Below are 13508 nucleotides of genomic sequence, written 5' to 3'. Positions count from 1 at the left end.
ATTAATGTATCAACTCTCCCCAGAGTTGTCAAGCGTTTTGCGAAAATATTTTTGATTTTTTTTTGAACCTATACACAACAAGGGTTTCGGCTCTCCTTCACCGCTCGGCTATCCGAAACCTGACTCCTCTTTTAACTAGGAGCGCTTTTTTTGGGCCACAATACGGCTTTTGGGCGGACTATTTCCCGTGCAGGGGTAGAAGCACTCAGTGGTTCAACATGATGATGCGGCTTAGTTGGAGTATAGGTAAGGCAAAGTTCAGGTGTGAGGCTGCATCCTGCGGTTAGGATGACAGAAGCAGGCTGGTGCATGAGTCATATATATATATATGTAAGTGGTGTCTGCATTTCTGGGACTTTACTGAGGGACGTTTGGATCTCAGATTGAGCCGATCGCCCTTAACAATTCCTCTGATTCAAAATCCAGAAGTTGACACGACACGGTAATCTAACCCTGATCCAACTCCCAGGAATCGATCGCCCGCAAATACACTCTGCTGAATTACACCCCCAACCTCCTTCAGTTACGCCAGTTCTCAGCCTTTGACGATCGAGGGCGAGTTGCTCTCCTCAACATCTACATCTAAAAAGTGCAAGTGACTCTCTTCCTCAGTATTGACAGCGATCACCACACCTCTATTCCCCCAAGGAGCGATCGCCCGGGGTGAGGCGGGGCTGCTAAAACTCCCTACTTGAATCCCTTGACTGTTTAACACTTCTATCTGCCCCCCAACATCTGCCAACACCCATCCCCAATTAGCCACACAAGCAGACACGGGCAAACTTTCAAGAGGAATTCGTGCTACCTTGAGCGGCCACAATTTCATCAACAGCACCGCCGCTTTACCACCTTGAGGAATTCCTAGCAAAGTATAAGGCTCAGGTGTCAACAGCATCTGTCCCACGCTGGCAGACAACCGCACAGAACCCACCGACGTGCCGCGGCGAGTGTAAACTCTAAAAATAGTTTGGGGATTTTTTGGTTCGTTGTCCGGCCAAACTGCTAAGACGTGTCGCCGATCCAAAAACTTTAATTCTGGTAAATAGTGTTCTGGTAACGGCACAGTAGCGATCAGCTTCAGGGCTTTTTTCTGATCGCCAGCAGTGCTGTTTGCAGCTAAAGAATAAAAACGCAGTTCGCCGGGAACCGCTACTGTCAACCAGTTGCCGTAAGAGTCTACAGCTGCTTTTAATGCATCGGGACCTTGCCTCAAACCCATATCCAGCAAGCACTGAGGCTCCCAAGAGCGCTCATTGAGCCAGTAAAGTTTTTGCGGAGTGAGAACGCAGCAGCCGTTGGAAACAGGTAAAATGCCGCGCACGATTTCCGGCATTAATGAAATAGAAATAGACATTTCTTCTGTAACTAGCTGTTTTCCCGGCTGAGACCAAACCTTCACCTCTGTACCTACAGCAGCATAGAGATACGTTTCAGTGGCAATTAAAGCGGTCAACGGTGCTGGAAGTATCAGCGGCTTGGGCTGCGAAAGCGAATAGCGCACACTCCGAAGTAAATTAATCGCCGACAGTGATGCTTTTTCCTCTTCAACTTCTAGCAAAGACTCAGTTTCAGACTTCAGGCTTTTATCACCACTGGTTGTGGGGTTTTCCCAAGGAATAATGCAGTCGCCCAATTGCCTGACAGCGGGGTCGTACATGATCAGCCGCAGAGCTTGAGCCATTTGGGAAGCACTGGCAAAACGGCGGGCTGGCAGCTTTTCTAAAGATTTTTTGACTATTGCTTGCAAAGGTTCGGGGATGGCGTCGGGAAATTGCAAGCGTTGATTCAGGTGGGCCCACCTCAAGTCTCCGGGGGTTCCCCCGAAAGGGCGGTAGCCCATTAGCAATTCAAACAGCAGAATTCCTACTGCATATATATCTGACATCGGGGAAAAAAGACCGTAAAACCGCTCAGGGGCCATGTAAGCGGGGGAACCTACGGTAGCGTCGGGAGAAATTTCTTGGTGGAGGCGAGTGGTACCAATTTCTGGCAGCCGACGCGCGATGCCAAAGTCAGAAAGTCGGGGCGACCAACCTTTTGCTCCTAAAGTTAGGAGGATATTTTCGGGTTTGATGTCGCAGTGAACAACGCCTCGGCGGTGGGCGTAGTCTAAGCCGGCTAAAACTTCCATGACTAGCTGTAAACCTTCGAGCAGACGCAAGGGGCGGTCTTGTTTGAGCAGGTTGCGGAGGGTTCCTCCCTCGCAGTAGTCCATAACCAAGTACCTGCCTGTAGCTGTGTGTTCTAGAGCTCGGCAGGTAACAATGTTCGGGTGCTGCAAGGTGATCAGAAACCACAGCTCTCGCAAGAATTCGCTAGTTGGGGCTTTTTGATGACTAAGTTCTTTGAGAGCAACCAGTTGGCTGGTGAGGCGGGAGTCCTGGGGGGGAGCTTCTCGAAGGCTGGCACAAAAAACTCGACCAAATTGTCCTTGTCCGACTAGCCCTAAAATGCGGTACTTAGAATGTTGCATCGGTCTAATTATAGAAAAAGCTTGAGCTAGTATTAAAATATGTAAATAATTCTGACAAAAATTCAAATTTTTGAATCGCTCGCCAGGTACAGCCTATGTTATCTCAGGTTCATTCTCAGCCTCCTTGAGAGCGATCGCACAGTCGCACCTACTAAAATCATTGAGCTTCGGAATCACTATCAATCTTGCCGGATGCCGATACTCGCTCGGGAACTACCTGTGGCTGCTATTTTAGTCGATCGCGACTATTACAGTTTTTTCAATGCCATCTAGAAAGTATCTAAGGTTTTAGCTTTTCAAGGCTAAGCTGGGGAATCGGGGCGAGGGAACAGCGATGACCAAAACAGAAGTGCGGTTATGCGATAGGGGTTAGAGAGCCAGAAGCCGATGCTGTCGTCAAGGCATCTTAACCTTTTTGAGTGTTAGCCAAATTTTTTTGCGCTTTGAATAAGTTGATCGTAACTTGCTAAATACTGAACTTGACAGGAGCAAACATCAATATGGTTAAAATTATTAAACTAGATCCAATTGCGGAGGAAATAGCAGTCGAAACCCGATCAAATATCCTGTCTGCCTTACTTTCCAAAGACTTAGACGTTCTCAAGGAATGCGGGGGGCGGGGAATGTGCGCTACCTGCCATGTTTACATTAAAGAAGGCATGGAAGGCTTGTCGGACATGAACCGGCGCGAGAGAAGGACGTTGGAAGTCATTACTACGGCTAAAGCCAATTCGCGACTTGCTTGTCAGGCTCAAATTATGGGCGAGGGTGTGGTTGTACAGTTGCCTGCGGGGATGTACATTAATGCTATTGAAAATGTCGAAGCTCTGATCGGCCGCCGGGCCCAGCAAGATTTATTACACCCAATTACGGGTCAAGTAGTTGTAGAATCAGGTAAGTTAATTACTCGTTCTATCGTTACACAGCTTAATGAAACCCGCTTTCAAGTAGGACAGTATTTAGTTCGGACTAAAGAAGCTTAAAACTGATATGTTTGTATTTTAGTAGTAGAGAAAAATCTATGTTGAGCCAACTTGCGCGTTTGAGCATGGAAGCAGACGGACGCTACGCCAGTGCAGAAGAACTCCAATTTTTGAAAGACTACTTTCAGTCTTTGAATCACCGGATGAGTGCTTATAAAAAAATTCAAGCCTCTGAAACAGAAATTATACGGCAAGTGGAAGCACAAATGCTGTCTCTAGACCCTAGTTTATTTCGGCGGGGGGCTAACGATGTCACTGAAAAGTGCCGTGGAGATATTGTGCAGGTGTTGAGGCATTCGGCGGCAGCACTGTTGATTAATGATACGGAACGATTGCGCGATCGGCTACTACTTTGGTTGCAAACTATTTTAGGCGCTGTTCAAGTTAGAAATAGTGCAACCGTGACCTACGAGGTGATGAAAAAGGTCCTCAAACAATATCTCACGGTGGAAGAAAGGAACCTATTTTTTCCGATTCTGGACATCAACCGCACTTTACTCGGCAAATAATCAAGGGGGTTGACAACTTAACGCCGATAAACTGTGCCATTAGGAAGAGTGGCTCCAATCAACTTCGCTCCCGTCAAATCCGCCTCAGTGAGAATGGCTCCCCGGAGGTTGGCTCCTGTCAAGTCAGCTTTCTGCAAGTTGGCTTTACTCAGGTTAGCTTTGCTCAAGTTAATTTCATGCAAACAAGAATTAGAAAGGTCGGCATTGATCAGGTAGGCTAGACTCAAGTTGGCTTTGCTGAGGTTTGCCCCGCTCAAGTTAGCTTCCATCAGATAAGCACCGCTCAAGTTGGCTTCGTTTAACAAAGCCTCTGCCATATTAATTCCAGTTAAAAGTTTGCGGCTCAAGTCTACACCGCTGAGGTCGGCCCCGCTGAGGTTAATACCGCTTAAGTGGCTGCCATTCAAAGTAATGTTTCTCAGGTAGGTTTTGCTGAGGTCTGCTTTGCACAAATTGGCTCTATCCAAGCAAGCTTCGCTAAGGTCTGATCCGATCAAGCACGCGCCGTTTAAATAGGCTTGAGTGAGGTTAGTTCGCCTGAGATTAGCTTTCAAAAGGTTGGCTTTGCTGAGGTTAGCACGGGTTAAGTTGGCTCCCGCTAGGTTGGCTTTGGATAATTCGGCTCCGGTGAGCTGTGCTTCGGTCAAGTCTGCCTCTTTCAGACTCGCTAGACTTAAGTAAGCATCTTTGAAGTTTGCCCCGTTGAGATTGGCTTTAATCAGATAGGCTTTACTGAGATTGGCCTCGGTGAGAACCGCTTTGGTGAGGTTAGCGGCGCTCATATCTGCACCTATGAGATTAGCATTGGGAAGAATTGCTCCGGTCAGGTTTGCCCAATTCAGATGAGCTCCGGCGAGGTTGGCGCCGGTGAGATTGGCACCGATGAGATTGGCGCCGCTCAGACTAGCTGCCATGAGGTTAGCACCGGTGAGATTGGCTCCGCTGAGGTCAGCTTTGCTGAGATTGGCTCTGCTCAAATGGGCTTTGGTGAGGTCCGCCCCGCTGAGGTTAGCACCAATTAAGTAGGGTCGTTGCTGGTGTTGGTTGAGGTTTGCCAAAATTAGAGTTGGGGCATCGTTGGAACGGAATAAATCGATCGGACTCAACACAATGCCGCGCAGATTTGCCAGTCTAAAATCTCTTTCGCCGGCTGCATATCGAGTTAGAAGTTCATTGGCGTCCATTAAGTTCTAGCAAAATGTTTGAGGTTTTGATTGCTTTTAAATTTTATGAGTTTCTAGAGTAAGTTATGAATTTTCTAGCTGCTGGTTATAATCAGGTTTTATTTAAATTGCTAAAACCGGATTTTTTGACTCAGGCTCTTTTTTATTATTTAACTCACAGTTTTGATGATACAGTGGATAATATGGCTGCCCAACAATCATTTGACAGCTATTAGCAACAAAGTAATAGCTGTCAAATTAGTCAGTTTTTTTGGAAAAGTTGACTGAGAATAGCTTCATGGTCTTTTCCTTCTTCGACCATAGAATCGCCAGGTTGTAGGCGATCGCGCAGTCCTAAAATAAAGCGGTTGCAGTCCGAACCCAATGATTCGCAGGATGTTTGCAGGCAGTGAAGTTCTCGACCCGTAAGCTGACTAAAGAACGCACTTAAAATACCTGCTTCTAAAAAACAGGCTGGTCGCTTAGACTTGGGGGCTGTTTTAGCAAAAAGAGAGTTAGCAATTTTTACTATTAAAAATCCATGTTCCGAATAGCTGGGGTCAAGCTCAAAGGTTCCCCATCCATGAGTTTTCCAACACTGCTGCAAGGACTGAAGAAATTCTACCATTTCCATTTCAGAAACTGGCTGACCGTAGTATTCGCTGACTTCTTCGCAAAAACGCACGTAGAAGTTTTTACCCCACCAGCGACCGCAGTTGAAAAGCACGAGGCGGGAGGCTTGACCTGTTTCTTGTTCTAAGCCGATATAAATGGCTTGAATCAGTGTTTCTGGGAGTGCTAAGAGCCGATCACCCCGGCGGTTTTCCAGGAGGCCGAGTTCGAGGTCGCCTCGGACGTAGGCATCGCTGGCAAAGTAGTTTCCAGGGAGTCGGGGCTGTTTGAGTAAGTCGGCAATATTAATCATCGGAAATTGGGAATTGGGAATCGGGAATCGGAAATTGGGAAGAAAGCTGATTATTTATTACCTTGGTCAATAATAATTGACTGTGCTTGGTCGAAAAATGGTTGCAATATAGCGCGGGCTTGCTCGGAAAGCAATTCTTTTAAACGAGTTTGCAGCAGATTGCAAACAGTTGCTTCGATATTGTGAGTTTGGTGGGCTTCGACTATGCCGGAAAGCCAGTCTACAAGGCGCTGTTCTAGAAAATTTTGATCGTTTAGCAGCATAGCCATAGCGCAGTACCGCAAGACTAAAACCCAGTGTTTGAGCGATCGTTCTAAGGTTTCTTGCTTTTCGTCGGGGAATGTTTCTTGTAGTTTGTTGGCTACTGGTTGGAAGATGCTTGCTTCCTTCTCTCGCAAAAATTCGTAAATTTTTAAGCGCTGGACAAGGGTTACAGCTTGACGCTTAAAAGCTATGAGTTCTTCGCCTTTTAAAAAGCGGTTTTCTGCCTGATCCAGCAGCGCCTCAATCTCAGGGTGCATGATTTTAATTAAGTGGTAATCGGTAATTGATAAAAGGAAGGAAGTTCGGCAACGAGCAATGTACGGGATTTAACGGATTTAACTAATTGATTTTGAGGGATGAGGAAAGAGGGGTGAGGGAAGATGGAGGAGGGATTGCCCTATTTTTTATTTTCCATTACGTACAGAGATTAAAACAGGTCAAATAGGTCATCAATGGTGACTTCTGCTTGTTCAGAAATAGAAATTACTGGCAAGGGTGGCGGTAGGGGTAGGGCACCTACTTCCGGAATTCCTTCCCAAGAAATAGCTTGAAAAAAGTCTGCTACTGGCTGGGTTAAACTCAGAAGTTGACCGGGGGTCGAGCCAGTTGGGGTTTCTAAAGATTTTCCCAGCCAATTATAGTGACCAAAGAATTCTTGGACAGATTGGTCCAACCATGAAGTTTGACTTTTCATCTTTCTTCCTGCCTGGAGAAATCCACCATCGCACTTTCAATCGCGAAATTGGTGGGAGGAAAGGCAGGGCAGGGGATGTGCCTTTCCAGGTTGTTTACCGCAATATTTCACCGTGTTGCAGTCGATTTTGAATATCGCGGGCGTTAGCACCTTCGTTGAGCCAGAATGCTGCTGCATCAATTTTATCTGGGTTGCCAAGCAGGAACTTGCAATAGGTTTCTCCCATTGAGTAACATTGGAGTTCTATGCAGCTCAGAGGCTTTTTGACTAGAGAGCCGAAAAAACCGGCGAACAAACCAGCGTATAGGTGACAAACCGGTTTGCCTACGTCTCCCAATGTGCGAGCAACTGCTGAGTCAAAGAGGTTGATGAAGATGCAGCCGTGTTTGCGATCGCTCATGTCCACTTCCCAGCGACCCCAACCTTGAGCCGTGAAAGGCCACCACCAAGTTTCTAGCAGAAACATGAGATTTGACTGGCGAATGTTCTGGCTGTATTCGGCACTAAACCATTTTTGAAAAAATTCGGAATCTTGGAGTCCCCACTGGCAACCAATAGTATACATGATGACAGAGGACGCGGGGCCGACTTCTTCTTCGAGCCCCTCCACCAAACCAATAATGAAGTCTTCGCTGGTAAAAATGTTGCGCGACTGATTCCAGTCGTCAATTGTACCCATCTGGCGATCGAAGGCAAAAAAATCCTGAAACCTATAGTGGCTGTGAGTTTTAGGATGCTTTTGCTTAAGTAGCGATTCGCTGTGGGTGGAGATTTCTTTTTTAGCGGTAGAGACCATTGGCGGGTTATTCCTTTTTGGTGTAGTTTGGTGAAAATTAGAGTCAAATAGACTAGCCTGTGTATCCAATTTAACTTTATTTTTCTAAAGGCAGGCACAGGGTATAATTTTTCACTGCAATATAAAAATTAAAAATTCTAGGATGCTAAATTTGGGGGCTTGTTGGGAGTTCTGCCTTCGGACAACTGCTCTCTGAGTGCTGACGAAAGTGGGTATAACCTTAAACGGCTATGTGTTATCGTTTTGTGCAAGCTGTCCACTATATATATAGGGCATATGGGGATGAAAAATCACGCTTGTATTGCAATAGGCATCAATCAATATCAGTTACTCCAGCCTTTGAGTTATGCCCAAGAGGATGCAGAGGCCCTGTACGGTTTTTTGACTGAGGAGGCGGGTTTTGCGCCGGATGGATGTCTGCTGATGACCGATAGCTCGCCGTCGCTGTGGGGTCAATCTACATATCCAAATCGGGAAAATATTCTGAGATTGACCCAAAGCCTCTGCGCGGAACATGTGCAACAGGGAGATTTACTCTGGTGTTTTTTTAGCGGCTACGGTGTCAGCTATGAAGGTAAGGATTATTTGATGCCTGTTGACGGCAATCCGGCTGACATTCAGGGTACGGGGATTCCGGTAGAGTTGCTGTTGAATACTCTGAAAAACGCTCCTACGGAAACGGTATTGGTGCTGGTTGATATGAACCGCAGCCAGATTGTGAAAGCGGGGGAAACGATCGGCTCTCAAACGGTCGAGCTGGCGCGGGAACTGGAAATCCCGACGGTGCTTTCTTGCCGCCCGAATCAAGTTTCGCGGGAAACTTCGGCTTTGCGTCAGGGGTTTTTTACGACGGCGCTTTTGGAGGGGCTACGATCGGGACAGTGCATGACCATTAAGGGTTTAGACCGTTTTTTGAGCGATCGACTGCCGGAGCTGTGCGACCACCATTTGCGTCCGAAACAAGAACCTTTGATGGTTGTGAATCCTCCGGGGAAGGCTAATTTGGTGATTTTGCCGGATTCTTCAGGGGTACCAACTTCTGCGTTGGCCGGACGCAACGGCAATATGACGGTTGGTACGGCTGATGGGTTCGATCGCCCGCAAATGGCGACTGCTACGGCTCGAATGGATCTGCCTCCGGCAGTTCGCAACGCTCAGGATTCGCCGGTTGAGATGCCGCCTGTGTCGCAGCCAAATGCTGTGGCCCCTGCCGATCGGGGGGGCGATCGACCGAACTTGCAAAAGCCGGAGGATGAGCATAACGGGGGGTCGGATAAGTCATTTTTGCAGCAGCTAGTTTTATGGAGTTCAGCTACGGCTTTGGTGCTGCTGTTGGGTGTTTTTGTGACGAACAAATCAATTTTTATTGGTCAGCAAGAAGGAGATCCTCGATCGCCTGCTAAAAATGCCCAAAACTCTGGATCTCAAAAATTTACTGGTACTGGGGGCTCGCAGAACCAACCGCGGGCGGTGCAAGCGGGGACTGGAACCAAGCAGCCCCCATCGAGCCAGCAGGTGTGGGCTGAGGCGAAAACTTTCCTCAAGGATGGTTCGGCTTCTAGTTTTAATAAAGCAGTGGTTAAGGCTCGAACGATTCCGGCTAGCGATCCGCTCTACCCGCAGGCTCAGCAGGATATTGAGCGCTGGAGTTTGACAATTTTGGATATAGCTAACGGGCGGGCTGCTCGGGGCGATTTCCTGGGGGCGATCGGGGCGGCTAAATTGATGCCTGATGTCAATCAGCCTGTTTACAATCAGTCGAAACAGGCGATCGCTCAGTGGGAGGAGCTATCCAAAGACCAGGATGTAAATATTGCTTTGCTATCGGCTGCTAAGGGTCAAATTAAGCGGGGGGTTGCCTCTTCTTACAGTAAAGGCATCCAGCAAGCTAATAAAATTCCACCCGGTCAGCCGAAGTATGAAGAAGCTCAACAGTTAATTGGAGAATGGAGCGAAAGTATTCTCAAAATTGCTCAGTTGCGCGGTTCTCAAGGAAAGCTTAAAGAGGCAGTTGAAGCTGCTTCGCTGGTGCCGTCGGGTACTCAGAGTTATCAGCCTGCTCAGAAAGAGATCGCCAATTGGAAAACTAAGCTCCAACGCCAGAAAAAAGGTTGATTTAGTTGATAATTTCTCGGTTTCTCGCCGGGAAATTATCTTAGCGACTGGCCGAAATAGGTCGATAGGTCGCTCGATACCTCTTGATACTGCAAAAAGAGATCTACACATCGATAATTTAAAACCAATAATTTTATTAACCCTTGCCCCTCCGCAACTTCTGCGCGAGGGGATTTTATATGCTGCCTGGTCGGTTCGTTTTTGTAGAGTGAAAGATATCTTATGGGCTGGTTAATTGGGGTTGCGTAATAGCGGGATGATTTTAATTTTTTTTTATGGGATGGGTTCTCGTATTCCGAAGGCGTGTATTTTCACAGCAGGTGGGAGGCCTAACCTCTACTCCCCACAATAATCCTCAAATGGTGTAACGTCGGTTAATTAATATCTTTAATTCACGTGCAGATTTCCCTAAACCGACGCTTCCAACTTCAAAAACCATTGTTTTTTAACAAGAAGGATGGCTGTAAATATATTTTCCTAATAACATAATTTTCTTTATAAAAAAGTCGTCAATGAGTTGATTTTGCGATGCCCTTCAAAGAGTTAATTGTTGACTTTTATCAATTAAAATTATTAGCTTAATGTTAAATTAATTTTAATTTTATTAACTAGCAAATTGGGCAAAATTGAATTGCTATCAAAGGCCACTGGTAAAGGCAAAATCGCCTGAAAAAATAGGGTATGTAGAGTTAATTTTTTTACCTCTCTTGGTGGGCTATTAGGAGCGGTCAATGGGTGGAAGACTGTTTAAACTTGTGCTGTTTTTAAATTCTTAGCAGTGAGCGATATGTTATGAATTATACAAAATGAGCATTTATTGGCAATTCTAGCGAACGAGCGATCGCCCCTAAGGAATTCAGGAATACAGATTCACCGCCAGACAGCACAAAATACCTGGATTGGCAAGCTGCGAGTCTTCCTTTCCCCGGACATCGCTAAGCTGCCTTAATTAACACAAATAAGGGGTTTGCAAGAAAATCCAAAAAATATATCCTTGAGAAACAAGAATAAAAACTTACTCGCTTATTGTAGCCCCGGTAACAACACGTATGCCTGAAGTTATAGCCCCAGCCAAGCCTACGGGACGATCTAAATCAATAGGGTGATGTGGCAGTGTCCGGGTGTTAAGAGGGGCGCTCGAAGAGGAATGTTCCCCGAGCGATCGCTTCCCAATCGGGGAGGGTAAAACCTAGGAAGGCAAGGAGTTGGAGACAATGCTGAACTTTTTGAGTTCCGGAGAGTAGCGTTAGCACTAAACTCTGCCGTATTGTGGAAATTGAGCCAAATTTGTAACAGTTCTTAACTATAAATAATTGTGCCAAAACTGCTAGCATAGTGACACTTTTGCTAGCAAAAACAGATAAAGTAAATAAAGTTGGCTAGCTCTAGACGCCCCGATCCCCATCCTGGGGATGTTGAATCAATTTGATTCATACCAAGTGGTTTTAGAGTTACAATCGGAACCAAAGCATCGCTATTTAACTGAGTTCTTTACTTACTTTTACTTTCAGCTATGAACGTGGATTTTATCAAAGCCCAAGTCAGGTTGCTACAGGGTGCAAGTTCATCGGAGCGAGAAACCCTTATTAAAAACATCGGCGTCTGTGCTGGCGTGATCCGACCGGGAGAGTATGTGACTCCGCAACGGAAGCACGCCATCACTCTATGGCTGCAAACAAATGCGGTTCGCCTCCGACTTCCCCAACTTCCTCTGGACTTATCCGGCCAAAAGCCTTAACAGGGAAGTAATCAAGAGGTAGCGACAGAATCAAAGAAATTAGTCAATCTTACCTAAAAGTGCTTTTTTATTGAGCTGTACAGCATCAATGAAACACGATTAAGATTGAAAAAATGTTTGTAGGGAAAGTTGGGCTCGAAAACACGCCTGTGGACAAGAAGCGGCCGACCGCCTTGGTCGAAGCAGGAAGTGAGCGTCAAACCTGCTCTCACAGTAGATTTGACTGAGTTTCACAGAACGGATTATTGTGCACAACTATAACCTGGGTTATTTGCTTTTAGATTTGAGATTCACGATTTAGCTCGTATTGGATAAATAGGCTATTGGTGGATCGCCTGAAAAATTATCCTATTCAATAGGTATAACTAATTACAGGGGCAGTCATTGAACTGCCCTTACTTTTGAACCCCGAGGGGGAAAGGCTGCAAGTTACAATAAACGCATCTACTTGCAGATAGAGTTTAGGTAAACTCTCATGTAAGCTGCAGCGCCTCTATATTATCTGTTATGTTCGAGATGGGGAGAGGGGGAGAGGATTTGACGAGCTTTAAAAGGGAACTAATATCATCAAACAGAACGAGTTATTACAATTCACTTGCTTTCTAATATATTTTTCCACAAAAATACTGTGAGCAAAAAACAAAAATTTCCTTATTTAGTTGGTTCCCGATGGACTTCACACCAAAAAACTTGGGGGTGGCGACACTTTCAAGTGGTCAACCGAAAAAACGAAGGTAAATGGGTATTTGCAGAAATGGTGGCTGCTTGCGATCCAAGTGTCCGTTTTTGGCTCAACGCCGCACAACTCAAAGACAGATCGCTCTGGCAAGCTGGATGGCAGTCTACGCAAGAATTAGAGGAATTAGAAACAGCAGACTAAAAGACAGCGCTGTGGGGTAGAGTGAGGTAGACAGGGGTAATGACTAATAGCAACAGGGTAAAATAATGAAAAAAAAAGTTGTCTTATTGGTGTGTTTGCTAATTAGTGCTGCATTAGGCGGTGGATGTTCCGAAGTGTCGATCGCCACCAAGGCGATCGATCGCAGCAATATTCTGTCTGCCGATATTCCAACTCCCGCAGGGGACTTGTCCAACCTAGTCCTGACTTTACAAGACTTGCCCGCAGGTTTTACAGAAATGCCACCTGCGACGATCCAAAAACTGGTCAGCAGTCTCAATAGGTTGAAACCAGGAAGCGTGTTTGCTTATCAGAAGAACGACGATCAGCAGTTTCAAATAGTTGGAGGATTTACAACGCCACTGCCCAACCGGATCGATCGAGCTACATTTGATGCTCAAATCCGTGAAGGGAGTTTTGCACAACAGTTCTCCCAACGTTTAAACAGTGGTAACAACGAATTTCAGTTTGCTAATCTTACCGCTTTAACCTTAGTGGGACTTAAACATTTTCGAGCCGCTTTAAAAACCCAAACCCCTCGCTGGTAATGGAAAGAGGTCGATCACCTAAAAATGCCTGAAACCTTTGGTATAACTAGATTTATGCCACTTCGATCTAAAACTCTTGCTCTCTTTGGGTTTGAAGCTATTTTGGCTTCAGTTTTTGTCTAAGTCCCGTTAGAAGACAAGATTGGCGAGGTATCGGGTGGGTGGACAACTCAAGGAAAAATAAAAGGTGTAACAATGAATGTCGAAGTTGCGCTGTTTCGACGGGGAAAAATAGGAAGTTTTCTGATGATAATATATCTCGACGGCAACAAACCCGCTATAACGATTAGCGAAGCAGCGCGCAAATTAGACAGCCGGATGATGGAACTGTAGTTTAGACTAAAAAATGATTGCAGCCAAAAGTAGCTGCCTTTGAATATCCGGCAAGCTGTTACTCAAAAA

Annotated in this window: 13 protein-coding genes; 7 read left to right on the top strand and 6 right to left on the bottom strand. The window is 46.0% G+C overall.

The window, feature by feature from the left end; genetic code table 11:
• Positions 1 to 535: 535 nt before the first annotated feature.
• A complete protein-coding gene (locus QUA71_RS27855; protein ID WP_333290083.1) occupies positions 536 to 2473 on the bottom strand; it encodes a serine/threonine-protein kinase in 1938 nt (645 codons plus the stop codon).
• 500 nt (positions 2474 to 2973) lie between these two features.
• On the opposite strand from QUA71_RS27855, the gene QUA71_RS27850 reads away from it, so the two are divergent.
• Both QUA71_RS27850 and QUA71_RS27845 read left to right on the top strand, forming a co-directional pair.
• Positions 2974 to 3456, top strand: coding sequence for a 2Fe-2S iron-sulfur cluster-binding protein (locus QUA71_RS27850; protein WP_006635922.1), 483 nt, complete (start codon positions 2974 to 2976; stop codon positions 3454 to 3456).
• Between the two features lie 38 nt (positions 3457 to 3494).
• Positions 3495 to 3965 carry a phycobilisome protein gene (locus tag QUA71_RS27845; protein WP_190656592.1) on the top strand — a complete coding sequence of 157 codons (471 nt, stop codon included), beginning with the start codon at positions 3495 to 3497 and terminating at the stop codon, positions 3963 to 3965.
• Between the two features lie 17 nt (positions 3966 to 3982).
• Here QUA71_RS27845 and QUA71_RS27840 read toward each other — a convergent pair whose 3' ends face one another.
• From QUA71_RS27840 to QUA71_RS27820, 5 genes are all read right to left on the bottom strand, one after another.
• Complete coding sequence (locus tag QUA71_RS27840) at positions 3983 to 5149, bottom strand: pentapeptide repeat-containing protein (protein ID WP_333219834.1); 1167 nt, start codon at positions 5147 to 5149, stop codon at positions 3983 to 3985.
• 241 nt (positions 5150 to 5390) lie between these two features.
• On the bottom strand, positions 5391 to 6053 hold the full coding sequence (locus QUA71_RS27835) for a V4R domain-containing protein (protein WP_190656588.1): 663 nt from the start codon (positions 6051 to 6053) through the stop codon (positions 5391 to 5393).
• 50 nt (positions 6054 to 6103) lie between these two features.
• Positions 6104 to 6574 carry a phycobilisome protein gene (locus QUA71_RS27830; RefSeq protein ID WP_190656586.1) on the bottom strand — a complete coding sequence of 157 codons (471 nt, stop codon included), beginning with the start codon at positions 6572 to 6574 and terminating at the stop codon, positions 6104 to 6106.
• A 170-nt stretch (positions 6575 to 6744) separates the two neighbouring features.
• Positions 6745 to 7011, bottom strand: a complete 267-nt coding sequence (locus QUA71_RS27825; RefSeq protein ID WP_190656584.1) for a hypothetical protein — start codon at positions 7009 to 7011, stop codon at positions 6745 to 6747.
• Positions 7012 to 7105: 94 nt separating this feature from the next.
• Positions 7106 to 7807 (bottom strand): V4R domain-containing protein, encoded by a 702-nt coding sequence (locus QUA71_RS27820; protein ID WP_006635915.1) that lies wholly within the window; start codon positions 7805 to 7807, stop codon positions 7106 to 7108.
• A 282-nt stretch (positions 7808 to 8089) separates the two neighbouring features.
• Here QUA71_RS27820 and QUA71_RS27815 point away from each other — a divergent pair, with 282 nt between their 5' ends.
• The 5 genes from QUA71_RS27815 (at position 8090) to QUA71_RS27795 (ending at position 13439) form a co-directional block, all read left to right on the top strand.
• Positions 8090 to 9922 (top strand): caspase family protein, encoded by a 1833-nt coding sequence (locus QUA71_RS27815; protein ID WP_333290079.1) that lies wholly within the window; start codon positions 8090 to 8092, stop codon positions 9920 to 9922.
• A gap of 1513 nt (positions 9923 to 11435) precedes the next feature.
• Entirely contained in the window at positions 11436 to 11660 is a 225-nt protein-coding gene (locus tag QUA71_RS27810; RefSeq protein ID WP_006635912.1) for a hypothetical protein, read from the top strand.
• 628 nt (positions 11661 to 12288) lie between these two features.
• The gene (locus QUA71_RS27805) at positions 12289 to 12540 is read left to right on the top strand and encodes a TIGR02450 family Trp-rich protein (RefSeq protein ID WP_006635910.1); all 252 of its coding nucleotides are present in this window, start codon (positions 12289 to 12291) and stop codon (positions 12538 to 12540) included.
• 65 nt (positions 12541 to 12605) lie between these two features.
• Complete coding sequence (locus QUA71_RS27800) at positions 12606 to 13106, top strand: hypothetical protein (RefSeq protein ID WP_333290077.1); 501 nt, start codon at positions 12606 to 12608, stop codon at positions 13104 to 13106.
• Positions 13107 to 13301: 195 nt separating this feature from the next.
• Positions 13302 to 13439, top strand: coding sequence for a hypothetical protein (locus QUA71_RS27795; protein ID WP_333290075.1), 138 nt, complete (start codon positions 13302 to 13304; stop codon positions 13437 to 13439).
• The last annotated feature ends 69 nt before the right edge of the window (positions 13440 to 13508 follow it).

Origin of the sequence: Microcoleus sp. MON1_C5 (genome assembly GCF_036701875.1) — a bacterium.
GTDB lineage: Bacteria > Cyanobacteriota > Cyanobacteriia > Cyanobacteriales > Microcoleaceae > Microcoleus.
The sequence above is the reverse complement of the archived record's forward strand: the minus strand, read 5'-3'. Positions and strand labels throughout refer to the sequence as shown.